The following is a 16,884-nucleotide window of genomic DNA, read 5'->3' as shown; positions in this document are numbered from 1 at the left end:
CCCATGCACAGTCGAAGCAGACCTAGATTCTCATTGTTCACCCATGCAGACAGGCGCAGTGCCGGTTTTACCCTGCTGGAAATCCTCGTGGTCCTGGTGATTCTCGGCCTGATGGCCAGTCTGGTGGGGCCGCAGGTGTTCAAGCAGTTGAGCGGCTCGAAGACCAAGGCCGCCGCGCTGCAGATCCAGGAGCTGAGTTCGGCCCTGGACCTCTACCGCCTGGAGCTGGGCCGCTATCCCAGCAGCGACCAGGGGCTCGACGCGCTGATCACCAAGCCGCGTAACGTCGACGGCTGGAATGGGCCGTACCTGAAGAAAAACGTGATTCGCAAGGACCCCTGGGGCAACGACTTTCAATACCGGGCGCCAGGGCAGTACGGCGACTTCGACCTGTGGAGCCTGGGGGCCGATAACCGCGAGGGGGGCGACGGAGAGGATCGCGATGTGCGCAGCTGGGAGTAGCAGGCTGCGCGGCTTCACCCTGATGGAGCTGCTGGTGGTGCTGGTGATCGCCAGCCTGGCGATCAGCATGGTCGGGCCGGCTTTCCAGCGCCTGCTGCCGGGCCTCACCCTGGAGGCCGAGAGCCGCAAGCTGGCGGGGCTGCTGCGCCACGCACGCAGCCAGGCGATTCTCAGTGGAGTCCCGGTGGCGATCAGCCAGGATGCCGAGAGCGGCGGCCTGCGTCTGAGCTACCGTGAGCAACCCTATATGGTGCCCGAGCACTTCAGCCTGGCGCTCGAGGCCGGGCCCGGTGCCAGTGACAGTGACATGGCAATGGGCACGGCGCAGATCCTGTTCTACCCGCGCGGCGACTCGTCCGGCGGCAGCCTCAGCCTGGCCCTGGACGATGGCCGCAGCGAGGCGGTGAGTGTCGACTGGCTGAGCGGGCGGGTGCAGCGCGGCCTGTTGGAGGAAGCGCCGCCGCTCGAGCAGGAAAAGGATCAAGAGCAAGAGCAAGAGCAGCCACTGGAGGACGAACGTGAGGCGGATGACTAGTTCGCGCGGCTTCACCCTGCTGGAAGTGCTGGTGGCGTTCCTCATCCTCAGCCTGAGCATGAGCGTGCTGATGCGCATCGTCTCGCAGTCATTGAACTCCCTGGGCACCGCCGACCATCACCAGGTCGCTTTGCAACTGGCCGAGTCCAAGCTGGCGGAGGTACTGATCCACCTCGACGGCAGCAGCGAGGGCAAGGATGGGGGGCGCCTGGACAGCCGCTACGACTGGGAAAGCGAGATCGAGCCCTATCAATTCGACAATCAGGAACCCGGCATGCGCTACAGCGTCACGCCCCTGTTGATCCGCGTCTCGGTCAGCTGGGGTAGGCGCCCGGCCGAACGGGTCAGCCTGAGTACCATCCGCCTGCTGCAGGAAACGCCATGATGCGCCCGCTGCAGGGGTTCACCCTGGTCGAGCTGCTGGTGGCGATGATGCTCGCCAGCCTGGTGGCGATGCTGGCCTACGGTGGCCTGCATGTCGCCCTGCGCAGCTGGAATAGCGCCGAATTGCGTCAGCAGGAAATGGAGCGCAGCTACCTGACCCAGTCCCTGCTGCGCCGCCTGCTGGAAAGCCCCCAGGAGGTCTCGGTGCTCGACGACGAGGGCATGCAGCAGCTGGCCTTCTTCGGTGACGAGGAGCAGGTCATTTTTGTCGCCTATCTGCCGGCGCTGGACAACAGCGAGCAGCTGTACTGGGTGCATCTGGTGCAGGACAAGCAGATCACGGCCAAAGGCCTGGCCTGGCAGCTGGAGCTGCGTTACATGCCCTTTGTGGAGATGGAAGAGCTCAACTGGACCTTCTTGGCCGATACCCTGGCCAGTGATGGCGGGCGCAAGGTGCTGGTCGAGGGGCTGCCCAGGGCATGGAGCTTCGCCTACCTGGAGCGCCGCGCCGACGGCGAGCTGGACTGGCAGAGCCAATGGCAGCAGCGCTCCGGCTTGCCGGTGCTGTTGCGCCTGACCCCGCCACGACGGCGCAAGAGTGACGTGGCAGAACTGCTGGTCGCGCCGAGGGACATGGCCTATGCCATCTTCAGGAGCCGTTGAGGCCCGCCGGGGCGCAAGCGGAGTGGCGCTGGTCGGCGTGCTCTGGCTGCTGGTGCTGCTGTCGCTGATCGCCCTCAACCTGTCGACCGGCAGCCGCACCGAGCTGCAACTGGCGGGCAACGCGCGCCTGGCCGCCAGCGCCCGGCATGTCGCCGAGGCCGGCGTCAACTGGGGTGTATGGAGCCTGTTGCAGACCAACACCGCCGGCTGGCTGGCCGATGGCAGCGTGCGCAGCCTGGAGCTGGATGGCATCAGTGTCGCGGTGGCGCTGTTCGACGAGCAGGGCAAGATCGACCTGAACGAGGCCGACCTGCAGCTGTTGGCGGGGCTGTTCGAATCGGTGGGGCTGGACGAGAAGGCGGCGCTGGCCCAGGCCGAAGTCATTCTCGACTGGCGCGATGAGGACGACCTGCTGCGCCCGACGGGTGCCGAAGAGGAGCAATACCGCGTGGCTGGGCTGCTGGGACCGGCCAACCAGCCGTTCGAGAAACTGGAGGACCTGCGTCAGGTGCTGGGCATGAGCGAGGCGCTTTACCAGCAGGTATTGCCGGCGTTGACCCTGTATTCGAACAAGGCCGAGGTCAACCCCATGGTGGCGCCGCGCGAGGTGTTGCTGGCGCTGCCGGGGATCCGCCCAGAGAGCATCGAGAGCTATATCGAGGAGCGCCGGCGCAACTACGCCGTGGGCGAGCGGCCGCCGCTGCTGACCGGCGTGGATCCGTTATTGCTGTCTCCCAATGCGCCGGGCGTCAACTACTCTATCGTTACGGATACAGCAGTGGGACCGGGTGTAAAGATCCGGCAACAGCTGCTGGTACGCCGGCGTGGCATTGGCCGTATACAGGGTGTCCAGGTGCTACAGAACAGTCTCCAGCAGTGAGGTCCTGTTGCTGCTGAAGCGTCCTTGAACAAAGGGACAATCAATGAACAACCGTTTGCAAGCGGCGACGGACTCCCTGATCGCCTTGGCGCAGCGCTTCTGGCAATGGTGGAGCCAGGAGTTGCTCGGCCTTGTTCCAGAGCGCTGGCGCGATCGCCTGCGGCGGCGCGGCAATCTCTTGTTCATCATCTTGCGCGAGGGCCAGTGCAGTCTCGATTTTGGCAGCTTCAGCCAGCGCGAGACGTTGGTCGACGGCGCCTTGAGTACCGAGGGCGAGTTGCCGCCGGAGCTGCTCGAGGTGCTACTCGAGCGCCTGGGTACGGCGGCCAAGGTGATCCTGCTGCTCCCGCCGCAACAGGTCTTGCGCAAGGTGCTCAGCCTGCCGGCTGCCACCGAGGCCGGGCTGGGCAACGTGCTGCGCTTCGAGATGGATCGGCACACCCCGTTTACCGGCGAGCAGGTGTACTTCGGCTTCCGCATTCTCGAGCGTGACCGCCGCCATCAGCGTTTGCAGGTGGAACTGCAGGTGGTGCTGCGCGAGTACCTGGATGAACTGCTCCAGCGCTTCGACAGCCTCGGCGTGCACCCTGCGCTGGTCACCCTGGACGAGGGCGCGGGACGCGGCAGTGGCCAGGCGATCAACCTGCTGCCGGGAGGCCGGCAGCGCAGCCGCGGCAGCCGCTTGCGCGGTAATCGCCGGCTGCAGATCGCGGCAGGGCTCGCGCTGGTCGCGCTGGCGGTGTTCCCACTGCTGCAACAGCAGCAGCGCGCCGAACGCCTGGCTGCCGAACTGGATGCGCCCAAGGCGGCGGCCGAGCGCGCCGCCGCGGTGCGCGCCGAACTGGAGCAACTGGAGGCGGGGCGGCGTTACTTGAGCGAGCAGCAGGCCCATGCCGGCGAGGTGCTGGGCATGCTCAAGGAGCTGACCACCCTGCTGCCGGACACCACCTGGCTCAGTCGCTTCGAGCTGAGCGGCGAGCGGGTGCGCCTGGAGGGTGAGTCCGGCGAGGCCTCGGCATTGATCGGGCTGCTCGAACAATCCAAGACCCTGCAGAACGTCAGCTACGCTTCGCCGATCACCAGCAACCCACGTACCCAGAAAGATCGTTTCAGCCTGATCGCCGAGCGCCGCCCTGCGCAGGAGGCCCCATGATCCCGCTGCGCCTGCGCCAGTTGCTCGCCGTGCTGATCCTGCTGGCCGCGGTCAGCCTGCTGCTGTGGCTGGTGATCGGTCCCTTGCTCAGCCGGTTCCAGTCCGATGAGGAGATTATCGCCGGCCTGCAGCAGCGGCTGCAGGTCTATCAACGGCTGGTCGCCGAGCTGCCCGCCCAGGAGGCGCGGCTGGCTGAACTCAAGCGCAGCGACCCGGTTACCCGCCTGGTGTTCGCCGAGACCCGCCCGGCGCTGGCCAGCGCCGAGCTGCAACAGCAGATCGGTCAACTGATCGGTGAGATTGGCGCCCAGGTGATCAGTACCCAGATTCTCAGCCTGGAGGAGACCGAGGCGCCGTTGCCGGCAGTGGGCATCAAGGTGCACCTGCGCGGCGAAACCGAGCAGTTGGTGCGCCTGCTGCATGAGCTGGCGAATCACCAGCCGCTGCTGCTGGTGGAAAACATCGTGGTGCTCAGCAACCCGCGGGTCGACATGCAGCGCATCCGCCAGGCGGCGGATCTCAAGGCCGTACCGTCGCTGGATATCACCTTCGACCTGAGGGGCTTTATTGCCCGCGGGGAGGTGCAATGAAAGCGCTGCTGCACTTGCTGCATACGCACTGGCGACTGGCCGTGCTGGTGCTGATCGTCCTCCTGCTTCTGCCGGCCGTGGTGGCGGCGCTGATGGCTGCCGATGAGGTGCCGCAGCCCGCCGTAACAACACCCGTCGAGGAAGCGAGTGAGCCCGCCAGCGCACCTGCCAGTGAGCCGGCCAGCGTGCCGGCAGTGGAGCCCGGCGCCGAGTTCGTCGCCGAGCCGGCGGGCGAAGCGCTGCCGCTCGACGAGTACCGGGAGATGATCGAGCGCCCCCTGTTCAGCAACACCCGTCGGCCACCGGTGCTCAAGGATGAACCGCAGGCCAACCTCGACAGCGAGCAGTTGCGCGAGGCCTGGCGCCTGAGTGGTATCGCCATGCAGCAAGGTCGCCAGCTGGCCAGCTTCAGCGAGCGCCAGGGCGAGCAGCGCCTGTTGCTGGAGCAGGGCATGGTGCTGGCTGACGAATGGCGGCTGGAATTCATCGGCAGCGATCATGTGCTGCTCAGCAATGGCGCCAGCGAGGTGCGCATGCCGCTGCGCGAGCCGGTCGTCGCCGCCGAGGCGGATGAAGACTCGGCCGAGAAAGACAAGAAGCAGAAGCAGAAGCAGAAGAAGCAGAAAAAGCCGGGTAAACCGGCTGCCCCCACGGACAAGACAGCCCCCCCAGCGGACACCCCGGCACCTGCCGAGCCGGCCCAGCAGGGGTAGAGGAGAATCCAGATGAAGATGCTCAGGATCGTGGCTCGCCCATTCCAGCTCTGCAGCTATCTGCTGCTGGCGGCTTGCGCGACGACTCCGGGAGGCGATCGGGCCACCTTCGACAATCCCTGGGGGAAAAGGACCGAGCAGGCCGAGACACCGCCGCCCAGCAGCGTGCGGCAGCCGCGTTCCGCGGAACGACCGCTGGTCCACGCGCCGGCGGAGCAGCCCGTTGCCGCCATCCCGGCGGCCCGCGCCGAGATCTACCGCGGCTCCGGCAACATGGTCGATCTCGGCGGCATGACCCGGCAAACGCCGGATCAGGAAGGCGAGATCACCCTGAATTTCCAGCAGATGGAAATCGCCGAGGTGGTCAAGATCATCCTCGGCGAGATCCTCGGCCTGAACTACGTGCTGGACCCCAACGTCAGCGGCACGGTCAGCCTGCAGACCAGCCGGCCGCTGACCCGCGAGGCGTTGCTGCCGACCCTGGAGGCGTTGTTGCAGGTCAATGGCGCGGTGCTGGTCAAGTCGCAGAATTTCTACGAAGTGGTGCCCATCGAGTCCGCGCCATCGAGCGCCCTGGTGCCCCGGCTGAATCCGGTGGAGGCGCGCGGCTACCAGCTGCTGGTCATCCCCTTGCGCTACATTTCTGCTGGCGAGTTACTGAAGATTCTCGAGCCGCTGAAGCCGGTCAAGGGCCTGATGCAGGTCGACGAGACGCGCAACCTGCTGCTGGTTGCCGGCACCCAGGAGGAACTCAACAACATCCGCGATACCGTGCAGGTGTTCGATGTCGATCAGTTGCGCGGCATGTCGGTCGGCCTGTTTCGCATGCAGGCGGTGGAGGCGCAGGTGATGCTCAAGGAGCTGGAGGCCATCTTCGGCGACTCCGCCGGCGGGCCGTTGGCGGGCATGGTGCGCTTCCTGCCGATCGAGCGACTCAACGGGCTGCTGGTGATCACCCCCCAGGCCAAGTACCTGGAGGATGCCCGTGCCTGGGTCGAACGCCTGGATCGTGCGGAGGGCGGCCAGGGCGTGAGCATGCATGTCTATCATGTGCAGCACGGCAAGGCGGAAACCATCGCGGATATCCTCACCCAGCTGTTCGAGGGGCGTAGCACGAGCGAGGATGAGCCGCAGGACGGTGGGCAGTTGAACCGCGTTGGCGAACCACAACCCTCGACCACTGCGGCGGCCGATGGCGAGACCGAAGTCGAGGTCGGCCGCGAGCCTGTGCTGATCGGCCCGGACGGCCTGGGTGCCAGCCTGGAAGTGGGCGAAGTCAGCATCATCGCCGATGACGAGACCAACACCCTGCTGGTGATGGCCACGCCCAGCGATTACGAGCGGGTTCTGCAGGCGATCCAGCGCCTCGATGTGCTGTCGCTGCAGGTGCTGGTGGAAGCCACCATCGTCGAGGTCACCCTGGAGGATGAGCTGCGCTATGGCCTGCAGTGGTTCTTCAAGAGCTCGATCGACAGCAAGAACGTGCGTGGCACCCTCGGTCGCTTCCCCCTGGTCACGCCGACCGATCTGACCCCTACCGGCTCGCTGAGTGTGTTCGATGCGGCCGGTGCGCGGGTGCTGCTCGACCTGCTGGCCAAAGACTCGAAGATCAATGTGATTTCCTCGCCGACCCTGATGGTGCTGGACAACCGCGCCGCGACCATTCGGGTCGGTGATCGGGTGCCGATCCGCACTTCGGAAACCACCGATACCGGCGGGGCGGTCACCGACCCCGATACCGGTGTTTCCGCACTGGTCACCAGCACCATCCAGTATCAGGACACCGGGGTGCTGCTAGAGGTGAAGCCACGGATCAATGCGGGCGGCATGATCTCCATGGAGATCACCCAGGAAGTCAACGATGTCAAACCGACCACCACCTCCGGTATCGACTCGCCAACCATCACCCAGCGCCGGATCAATACCAACGTGGCAGTGCAGAGTGGCGAGACCCTGGTGCTTGGTGGGCTGATCCAGGAGAACAACAGCCGCACCAACGAGGGCCTGCCTTACCTGCGCCACATTCCCGTGCTCGGTTGGGCCTTTGGCAGCCAGGGCAAGCAGGTCCAGCGCACCGAACTGGTGGTGCTGATCACCCCGACCGCGGTCACCAGTACCAATGAAGCCAACGACGTCACCCAGGAGTATCGCAACAAGCTGAAGGGCGTGACCTTGCCGCAGGATGCCTGGCAGGTCCAGGGACGTCAGTTCGAATAGGTGCCGGCGCGCGGGCGCAAGCCCATGGCGATGTCCTGGTTATGTGTTGCACGGAGCCGATGCTCTTCGTAGGAGCCAGCTTGCTGGCGATGCAGCCTCGTAGCCCGGATGAAATCCGGGGATTTGTATGGTTATGTCCCGGTTTTGTGTTGCACGGAGCCGAAGCTCTAGTAGGAGCCAGGGGGACGCCCAGTCCTTGCTGGCGATCCAGCTCACATTTAGATGGTTACCCCGCTCGGGACGCTCTGCGTCCACCGTGCCGAGACGCGGAGCGTGTCTGGCTGCATGCCCACGCGGACGGTTCGACGCCTCGATGCGGGAACGATCAAACACAACATTTGCCAGGCACCAACCCGCGTTTTCCGGCATTCGTCATCACCCGTGATCGGCACCTGTGTCGCCGCCTGTACAACCGCAACGGCCCCTGTGGGCGGTCAAGTACCTGATATCAATGGAGTTCGGTTTCAGTTCCTGGCCAAGGTCGGGGGCATGCTGTCAATCTGCCTTAACAATCCTCTCTGCAATTGTCTCCCTGGTGATGCAATAACACCGTGGTCTATCTGCGCATGATAAAAAAATCAATATAAAACATATAGTTATAAGTATGGCACGGGAATTGATTGCCTAAGCGGCGAGGAGAGTCGGCGGTCCTCCGGAGAGGGATTTCGATGGCATCGTGTGGCTGTAATCAAAATTATCGAAGTCCGCTAGCACCCTGCACATAGGCACAGCTTCCCCATCGGCATAAGGGCCATGCCCGGCGCCGGCGCTATTCCTTGCGTTATCAAGGGGCGGTTGAACACCGCAGTCTCTTTCACACTTGAGAGGCTGAGGTGAAGGAGCAGACAGATGAGTACGAAATACTTGATGAAGAAGCTGCCGAGTTGTCTACTCGGCGCGATCTTAGCGGCTGGCATCGCCAGCTCGGCGGTGGTTAACGCCGTGGATGGCATCGGCGACAACGACCTCAACCTGTTCGAACTGGAGGGCAATACCCTCGTCGATGGCGCCGGTCCCGCCACGGACTGGGACGACCTGCACAGCGGCGTCACTCCGGACAATATGATCACCTTCACCGGCGTGCTGCCCGACCCGGCGCCGCAGACCATCTTCTGGAAGGGCGGCTCCAAGGACGTCAGCGACGTGTCCGAGTGGTGGTACAAGCAGGGCAGCGTCTCCGACAAGAGCAATATCACCAACGCCTATGCCGCGGCCTTCAGCGCCCCGGCGGATGTCTGCGTCACCAGTGTGAGCGACAACACCGTGGTGGACTGCGCCACCGCGGGCTCGGTGCCGTTGCACGAGGAGGGCGACCTGATCGTCTACTTCGGCATGGATCGCTTCGCCAACAGCGGCGACACCTTCGGCGGCTTCTGGTTCTTCCAGAACCCCGACGTCGGCGTACCCAACCCAGGAGGCCAGGGTCCGTTCGCCGGCAGCCATGTGGCGGCTACCGCTGACGACCCCGGCGACGTGCTGGTGCTGGTGGAATATCCCCAGGCCTCCGGATCCACGCCTGAGATCAAGGTCTACGAATGGGACCCAAACCAGGTACGCGGACCCAATATCGCCCCCAACCTGCACTTGGTCTACAGCGCCAGCCAGGCCGAGTGCGACAGCACCGACAACCTCGGCAAGCTGGCCTGCGCCAAGGTCAACCTGGTGACCCTGGACAACCCGCCCTGGGACTACACGCCCAAGGGCGGTAACGCTGACAGCGACATGCCGACCCAAACCTTCTTCGAGGGTGGCATCAACCTGACCGGCATTCTCGGCAGCACCCCGTGCATTTCCGCCTTCCTGGCCGAGACCCGTTCCTCCCGTTCGGAAACCGCCAGTTTGGAAGACTTCGCCTTCGGCGGCTTCGATGCCTGCGGTGCCTCCGTCAGCAAGTCCTGCGAGTCGGAGATCAGCGATAACGGCGACACGGTGACCGTCACCTTCTACGGCGAAGTCAGCAACACTGGCTTGCCGCTGGATATCGAACTGGAGGATTTGGTATTCGAGACCGGTGGTCCAGATGATGAGGGCACCCCAGGACTCACGACCTTCACCAAGGTGTGCGTCGATACCAATGACAACCTCAGATGCGACGTGGAGGCCAATATCGCTAGTTTCACCCCCGGCGGCATCGGCGACAAAGCCATCTTTAGCCTGGACGGCGGCCAGACGGTGGTCTACGAGGGTTACTACGAGTTGACCTCGTTCACCGAGGAAACCCCGTTCACCGATAAAGTGATCATGAGCTTCTTCGACCCCGGCACTGGGCAGCTAATCGCCACGGAGGAGGCGATATCGGTGGAATGCCCGCCCACTGGCGATCCGAGCATCTTAGTGACCAAGACCTGCGCGGCAAGCGTTATCGACGGCGGCAGCCTGATCCAGCGCATCATCGAAGGCACTGTGCTGAACGATGGCAACGTCAAGCTGGAAGATGTGACCCTGAGCGACACCGTCCTCGATACCGCCGGTTTCGAGGTGGTAGTGGATGTAAACGAAAATGGTTTCGTCGATCCTGGTGAAACCGCATTCGAGTTGGGCGTCGACGACCTGCAGCCCGGTGTGCAACTGGCCTACAAGTTCACCTTCGACAACGAAGAGTTGAACCACAGCAACATCATCACCGCCAGCGGCAGCAACGTCTTCGACGACGTGACCGTCGATGACGATGCTGAGGTAACCGGGTGCTCACCGACGTTTGTGCAAGGACTGCAAATCACCAAGGCCTGCGACCCGGCAGACGCTGGCGTCAGCCTGAAGCTGGTGAACGGCGTACTGGTGGTTGAAGTGAGCAATGTTATCGAGGTAGAGAACGTCGGCGAAGGCGGCGTAGGGGAAGCCCTGACGGTGACAGTCAGCGACGACCAGGTGGATCAACTGGTCTGGGTGGATGAGGGCGGCCCAGCGTTCGACTGCTTGGCAGGCAACAGCTGCACCGGCACGCTGAAATTCGGCGAAAGTGCGAAATTCGAGCAGAGCTACAGGCCGGATCTTGGCCTTGCCGAGGGCGCCAGCCTGCCGTTGAACGACAGCAGCCTGATCTTCAGCAACACCGCAACGGCCGAGGGCGTGGGGGTGCTTTCGGGAAACTCGGCTGACACCGAGACAGATACCGCCGAGTGTCCGCTTTGCCCGGCGCCTAGCAACTAACCAGGCGAGGCCCACAGAGGGGGGGCCTGCCAAATCCAGAGAGGGGCGCCTAAGGGCGCCCCTTGCTTTTATGCATCGACCCGCCCTACACGAATTAGCGCTGGCCTTTGCCTCCACCGCTGCCACCGCTGGATTGCAGGCTGATGGTGACGGAGGCGCTGGCCGTGCTCTGGCCGTCGCCGATGCTGTAGGCGAACTGGTCACTGCTCTTGAAGCCCTTGGCCGGGGTATAGGTCAGGGTACCGTTGCTGTTCAGCTTGACCGAACCCTTGGCGCCCTGGTTGAAGGTGACGATGCTCAGGGCATCGCCGTCGGCATCGCTGTCGTTGGCCAGTACGGCGATGGTGATGGGGGCGATGCTGCTCAGGCTGACCGAGTCATCCACCGCTGTAGGCGCGCTGTTGCTGGCCGCTATAGGGTTGTCTACCACGAAGCTGGCGCTAGTGCTGGCGCTGGTGTTATTGGCAGTGGCACTGACGTCGACGCTATAAAAGCCATCACTGGCAGTGCTTGGTGCGGTGACGTTGAGGGTCGCACTGGCGCTGGCGCCGGCGGCCAAACTCAGGCTGCTGGGCAGGCTGGCGTTCCAGCCGCTGGGCAGGCTGGCGCTTAGGCTGAAATTGCTGCTGGCACAGGTGGCGCCATCCATGTTGGTGACCGTGACCGAATAACTGAAGCTGCTACCCGCTGGCAGCCAGGTGCTCTGGCCCGGGGTCATGCTGACGATGGGGTCGTTGTGGGTGCAGATGGGCGCGCTGCCGCCGCTGAAGTCGACACTGACCAGTGCCTGGCTGGCATCGGTCCACTCGGTGGTAATGGCCACGCCGCTGTCCGGGTCATGGAAAACCTGGCCTCCGACCAGCGCCGCGTCACGCATGTCTACGCTGGTGGTGCCCGGCGTCATGTCGAGCAAATAGCCGTGACCCAGTTCCGGTGACGCCTGGCGAACCGTGACGCCATTGAAGACGTTGTCGCTGTAGACAAGGCCACGGTCAGTCAGTTGGGCGTCGAAACCAATCGGCTGGCGGAATTCGACGTAATAAAAATTTTGTTTGCCGCTGGAAGGGTCGATGCCCTTGGGGATTCTAAGCGTCTTGGCCGCGTTGGTGGCCTTGGCATTGGGTTCGAGATAGAAGCTGCCGGCGCTGCTCACATCCAGCAGATTGCCGCTGCCGAACCAACCGAGACGTTCCTTGCTGAAGCCATTGAAGTGACCGACCGTACCGGAGTAGCCCATGATGTCCAGGGTATCGCCGTACTCCTGGACGACGCAGCTGGTGCCGAGGGTGGTGGTGCCACAATCCTGGGCGTGGGCGTGATGCAGGCCCACGTTATGGCCCAGCTCGTGGGCCAGGGTGCGCAGGGTCAAGCTGCCGTTGATCCAGGCGCTGGACGGCCAGGCACCCACCTGGGCCATGCCGGAGTAGCCGCAGGCACTGATCGGCGGGAAGGCAAAAATAAAGCGGTCGTACTGGGCCAGATTGTAGCCGGCGGCCTGCGCCGCCTCCTTAGCGTAGCGAGAGATGTCAGACCCATTGCAGTTGGTGCTGCTGAGCGGCAGGGTGTACCAGCCGGCGACGCTGCCGGTCAGCCAGGTCTGCTGGCTGGAGTTCTCTTTGAAGAAATCGCTGACGCTGCCAAAGACCATGCTCTCGACCTGGCTGAGGGTCCAGGGCTTGTTGCTCGGTGCATCCTGGAAGTTGACCAGGATCGCCAGGGTGCGCTGGGCGCCCAGGGTATTGGGCAGGTCGTAGGCCAGGCCGTCGCTGCTGGTGGTGCCGGTCGCGCCATCGGCGAGCAGGATCAGGCCGTTCTCGTCATCGCTGAGGGCGATATCGCCCTGAGTGAAACTGCTTGTTGTCGCCGCACTTTCCAGCAGCCAGCCTTGGGCGCGGACTTGCAGGCCGCTGCGCCACTGCCGCTGCGGCTGGGCGAAGTGCAGTTCGAAGCGTTCGCCAAAGGGCGTCTTCAGGACATGCCGCAGCTTGGCAGAGCCATCCGGGTAATCCTCATAGAGCACTTCCAGCTCGCCTTCCAACTCCAGCCGCTGCTCCAGTTTGGCCACGACTTCGGGCGGCAGGCCACGCTGTTTGTCTACCGGAATGGCGACACGCAGCACCTCTGCCGGGTGGCTCTGCATCAGTTCGTCGAGCAATTGTCGGCGCTGCTCGGCTTGCCCCAGTAGTTGCTGGTGCAGTTGCGCACGCTCGCTGGCAGGGGCTTTCAGCCAACGTTTGTGCAGGGTGAGCAGCTCCAGCGTTTGAGCGCTGGCGGATTCTCGTGCGGCCTGAGCCGTGCTGGCATTACCGGACTGTGACTGTATGTGAGCGGCGTGTGTATTCGCGAGCAGAGTGCTGGGGGCGAGGTTGCAGAGGGTGACAACGGCCAGCGGCAGGGCAAAACGATACAGGCGCGCGAAAGGGCGAATCATGAGAATCCTCGCTTGGGTAACAGCGAAAGATCCTCTTCACGGCACATCCGTGCGTGACGAAGCCCTCCTTCGGCAGTTCGGCGATCCGCAAGGGACCCGTAACTTTGCGTCGCCCGATTACTCGGGTTTTGCCTTTATCGGGAGAGGAGCTTTCAGTGTTGCGGTTGCATACAGAGCGAAACGGTTTGTCCCGCCAGGCTATTTCATCGGTGAACAGAAGCTGTTCAGATTCTGGTCACCTGTTAAGGCGGCGGGACTTTATCACGGTGTTTGTGCGTTTTTTATACAGATCAGTCATAAGAAAAATACCGTTCTGTGTATCTGCCGGGATGCCCCGGCAGAAGCCCTGATCTAGGGCTTCCCGGCTCTAGGACGGGGGTGCGCTGAGGAGAGTTGAGGCGACCAGCGGCTGCTCGGCAGGCCTACCCCCATGTGACGTTGCACCCCCGTAACAATTACGGCGAAAAGCCATGATTCGCTCAAGCCGCATGGTTCATGGGCTGCAGCAAAATTCTCCGCCCGTGCACGGCAATCGCTGTATCAGGCGCGGCACAACTATGGCCCGCAACCGCTCAAGTACGCGGCGGCGACTCTTTCGATGCCCAGTTATTTATATAAAACCTATGTAAATCATATTGTTGTAGTTATGGCGCGGTAATTGAATGCTTGTTGTCGAGGAGATCCTTGGGTCTCCGGTTCGGTATCCCTGACAGCACTGTCGTCGTTCGGAACCGATGCTAAATGCACCTTTCGCCCCGGGGCTGCGTACTCCACGAAGCCCACGCCAGGTCAGGACACCGGGCTGGCAGCGATAAAGGTCTCAACGTTCTTGGCCGCAAGGAGCGCAGAGCAAGGGCGAGGGAGCATGGTTATGTTCACGCGCAATCTTCTACGAACGCTGCCGCGCTACTTGCTGGCCGCGGCATTGGCGGCGGGAGTCGCGACCACGGGCCTGTATGCCGTGGATGGCAACCCGCCAGGACTCTTCGAACTGGATGGCAACACGGTTGACGCTGCCGGCGGTGGCGATGACTGGGGCAGCCTGTTTTCGGGCGACCAACTGGGCACCCCGGCCGCCTTCACCGGCATCCTCGCCGACCCGGCGCCCCTGACCATCTTTACCCAGGGCGGTTCGAAGGACATCAACGATGTCACCGAATGGCGCTATACGGACGGCTCGGTGCCGGATAAGGACGACATCACCAACGCCTATGCGGCTGCCTACACGGTGCCGGCTGGCGCGGGCGACAGCCTGAATGATGAGGGCGACCTGATCATCTACTTCGGCCTGGATCGCTTCGCCAACAACGGCGACGCCTTCGCCGGCTTCTGGTTCTTCCAGGACGCTGTCGGCCTGGGGCCGAATAAGCAGTTCATCGGCGAGCACGTCGAGGGGGACCTGCTGGTCCTGGTGGAGTATCCCCAGGGCGCCAACGCGGTGCCGGAGATCAAGGTCTACCAATGGGTGACTAGCGGCGGCGACGTCTCGGAAAACCTGCAGCATGTCTTCACCACCAGCGCCCAGTGCGATGGTGCTGGTGACAAGCTCGCTTGCGCCATCACCAACCACGACAACCTGGGCGGCGAACCGGCCTGGCCTTACACGCCGAAGAACGGCTTCGCGGGGATTCCCTTCGAGAGCTTCTACGAGGGCGGCATCAACGTGTCCAAGCTGATTGGCGGCGATGTGCCCTGCTTCAGCAGCTTCCTCGCCGAGACCCGCAGTTCGCGTTCGGAAACCGCACAGTTGAAGGACTTCGTATTGGGTGACTTCGACCTCTGTGCCATCTCCGTGACCAAGGAGTGTACGGCCGCGGTGGACGGTACGGATGGTGGCAACAGCATCCTGGTCAACTTCGAGGGTGTGGTGACCAACGACGGCGGCCTGGACCTGCACGATGTCACCGTGACCGATGACATGGGTACTCCGGGCGATACCGGCGACGATGTGATCGTCTTCGGTCCGGCCGACCTGGCCGCAGGTGAGTCGCAGCCGTACAACGGCAGCTACAGCACCACGGCGATTCCGGCGGAAGATACGGTGACCGCCGTAGGTCATCGCAACGGCACTAGCGTGACGGCTACGGCCGATGCCTCCTGCTCGCCGGATCTCGAGCCTGCGATTGCCGTGGACAAGGTCTGCACCGCCAATATCAACGGAGACGGTACGGGTATCGACGTGCTGTTCAACGGCAGCGTGACCAACACCGGTAACGTGGCACTGGAAGATGTCACAGTGGTGGACGACCAGGGTACGGCCGATCCGGCGGATGATGTGACCGTACTCGGTCCGATCACCCTGAATGCCGGCGAGTCGGCGCCATACAGCGGTGGTTTCAGCGTCAGTGGCACGAACAGCTCGACCGACAACGTCACCGCGACTGGTGTGGATGTGCTGAGCGGTTCGCCGGTTGAGGCTAGCGCCCAAGCCAGCTGCGCGGCGGATGTCTTGCCTGCGATTGCCGTGGACAAGGTCTGCGCCGCGGACATCAATGCCGGTGGTACCGGTATCGATGTGCAGTTCAGCGGTTTGGTGAGCAACACCGGTAACGTCACCCTGGAGAATGTCACTGTAACGGACGACAGCGGCACTGCCGATCCGGCGGACGACGTCATCGTGTTCGGTCCGGCCATCCTGGCCCCCGGTGAGTCGCAGCCTTACAACGGAAGCTTCGGCGCCAGTGGTTCCAGCTCGACCGACACCGTCACCGCAGTGGGCAGTGATGTGCTGACCCAGAGCCCGGTGGATGCCTCCGCCTCGGCCACCTGCGCAGCCGATGTATTGCCGGCAATCGATGTCACCAAGCAGTGCACAGACGCTCCGGCCTTTGGCCAGGCGATCCTGTTCGACGGCACGGTGACCAACAACGGCAATGTGGCGCTGCTCGGTGTCACTGTGGTGGATGACAACGGCACGCCAGCCGATCCTTCGGACGACGTGACCTTCAACCTCGGTGATCTGGCTCCGGGAGCTTCGGTCAACTACAACGGCAGCTACACACCGTCGGTGGCCGGCTTCTACACCAATACCGTGGTCGCCAGCGCCAGCGATGCCGTGGAAAGCTCGCCGGTCTCGGCCACTGCCAGCGCTACTTGCGAGGTTCCGCCGCCGCCTGACTTCGAAGGCTGCACTCCGGGCTTCTGGAAGAACAGCACGGGAAGCTGGGCTCCAACCGGCTACAGCCCGAACCAGCTGCTCACCTCGGTGTTCAGTCTGCCTAATGGTCAGATCAACAACCAACTGGGAGACGACACCCTGCTCGAAGCATTGGACTACGGTGGTGGCGACAACCTGGTCGGTGCTGCGCAGATCCTGCTGCGCGCCGCGGTGGCCTCGTTGCTCAATGCCGCTCACCCGGATGTGGACTTCCCGCGGACAACGGCGGAGATAATCGCCGACGTCAATGCGGCGCTGGCCACCAAGGACCGGGCGACTATCCTGGCGTTGGCATCGGCACTGGATGCCGATAACAACCTGGGTTGCGACCTGGCTAACGATAACTCGTTCTAACCAGCAACCCGCCTGGCGTCAGGATGACGCCAGGCGGACAAACCTAAAACGCAGGGCATGGCCCTGCGTTTTTTTATGTGCGCCCAGCATGGGCGCAATCTTGTGGGTGAAAGTCCCGCCGTAAGCTGACCACAGCGAACGAAGTGAAGCGCAACTGCATGAGGGCGACCGAGTGTGGGGAGGAAGCGTGGATCG

At 63.3% G+C, this 16,884-nt stretch carries 12 protein-coding genes and 1 riboswitch; of the genes, 11 read left to right on the top strand and 1 reads right to left on the bottom strand.

The window, feature by feature from the left end; genetic code table 11:
• Positions 1 to 3: 3 nt before the first annotated feature.
• The 10 genes from gspG (at position 4) to G9C89_RS23875 (ending at position 10,747) form a co-directional block, all read left to right on the top strand.
• The gene (gene gspG, locus G9C89_RS23920) at positions 4 to 462 is read left to right on the top strand and encodes a type II secretion system major pseudopilin GspG (protein ID WP_172153032.1); all 459 of its coding nucleotides are present in this window, start codon (positions 4 to 6) and stop codon (positions 460 to 462) included.
• Complete coding sequence (locus G9C89_RS23915; protein ID WP_172153056.1) at positions 443 to 997, top strand: GspH/FimT family pseudopilin; 555 nt, start codon at positions 443 to 445, stop codon at positions 995 to 997. The genes gspG and G9C89_RS23915 overlap by 20 nt, the downstream gene beginning before the upstream one ends.
• On the top strand, positions 990 to 1,382 hold the full coding sequence (locus G9C89_RS23910; protein ID WP_172153030.1) for a type IV pilus modification PilV family protein: 393 nt from the start codon (positions 990 to 992) through the stop codon (positions 1,380 to 1,382). Before G9C89_RS23915 ends, G9C89_RS23910 begins: the two co-directional genes overlap by 8 nt.
• A complete protein-coding gene (locus tag G9C89_RS23905) occupies positions 1,379 to 2,044 on the top strand; it encodes a prepilin-type N-terminal cleavage/methylation domain-containing protein (protein WP_172153028.1) in 666 nt (221 codons plus the stop codon). Before G9C89_RS23910 ends, G9C89_RS23905 begins: the two co-directional genes overlap by 4 nt.
• Positions 2,022 to 2,924, top strand: coding sequence for a type II secretion system minor pseudopilin (locus G9C89_RS23900; protein ID WP_172153026.1), 903 nt, complete (start codon positions 2,022 to 2,024; stop codon positions 2,922 to 2,924). Before G9C89_RS23905 ends, G9C89_RS23900 begins: the two co-directional genes overlap by 23 nt.
• A 43-nt stretch (positions 2,925 to 2,967) precedes the next feature.
• Positions 2,968 to 4,077: a PilN domain-containing protein gene (locus G9C89_RS23895; RefSeq protein WP_172153024.1), complete on the top strand. Its 1,110-nt coding sequence runs from the start codon at positions 2,968 to 2,970 to the stop codon at positions 4,075 to 4,077.
• Positions 4,074 to 4,667, top strand: coding sequence for a type II secretion system protein GspM (gspM, locus tag G9C89_RS23890; RefSeq protein WP_172153022.1), 594 nt, complete (start codon positions 4,074 to 4,076; stop codon positions 4,665 to 4,667). Before G9C89_RS23895 ends, gspM begins: the two co-directional genes overlap by 4 nt.
• On the top strand, positions 4,664 to 5,380 hold the full coding sequence (locus G9C89_RS23885) for a hypothetical protein (protein ID WP_172153020.1): 717 nt from the start codon (positions 4,664 to 4,666) through the stop codon (positions 5,378 to 5,380). The genes gspM and G9C89_RS23885 overlap by 4 nt, the downstream gene beginning before the upstream one ends.
• Before the next feature lie 12 nt (positions 5,381 to 5,392).
• The gene (gene gspD / locus G9C89_RS23880; RefSeq protein ID WP_172153018.1) at positions 5,393 to 7,597 is read left to right on the top strand and encodes a type II secretion system secretin GspD; all 2,205 of its coding nucleotides are present in this window, start codon (positions 5,393 to 5,395) and stop codon (positions 7,595 to 7,597) included.
• An 849-nt stretch (positions 7,598 to 8,446) separates the two neighbouring features.
• The gene (locus tag G9C89_RS23875) at positions 8,447 to 10,747 is read left to right on the top strand and encodes a hypothetical protein (RefSeq protein ID WP_172153016.1); all 2,301 of its coding nucleotides are present in this window, start codon (positions 8,447 to 8,449) and stop codon (positions 10,745 to 10,747) included.
• 94 nt (positions 10,748 to 10,841) lie between these two features.
• Here the strand turns inward: G9C89_RS23875 and G9C89_RS23870 are convergent, their stop codons facing one another.
• Positions 10,842 to 13,178, bottom strand: a complete 2,337-nt coding sequence (locus G9C89_RS23870; protein ID WP_172153014.1) for an Ig-like domain-containing protein — start codon at positions 13,176 to 13,178, stop codon at positions 10,842 to 10,844.
• 68 nt (positions 13,179 to 13,246) lie between these two features.
• A riboswitch (cyclic di-GMP riboswitch) is annotated at positions 13,247 to 13,321 on the bottom strand.
• A 728-nt stretch (positions 13,322 to 14,049) separates the two neighbouring features.
• Here G9C89_RS23870 and G9C89_RS23865 point away from each other — a divergent pair.
• Positions 14,050 to 16,689, top strand: coding sequence for a DUF7507 domain-containing protein (locus tag G9C89_RS23865; RefSeq protein WP_172153012.1), 2,640 nt, complete (start codon positions 14,050 to 14,052; stop codon positions 16,687 to 16,689).
• Positions 16,690 to 16,884: the final 195 nt, after the last annotated feature.

The sequence above is a fragment of the Pseudomonas tumuqii genome, assembly GCF_013184545.1.
Lineage (GTDB): Bacteria > Pseudomonadota > Gammaproteobacteria > Pseudomonadales > Pseudomonadaceae > Aquipseudomonas > Aquipseudomonas tumuqii.
The sequence above is the reverse complement of the archived record's forward strand: the minus strand, read 5'-3'. Positions and strand labels throughout refer to the sequence as shown.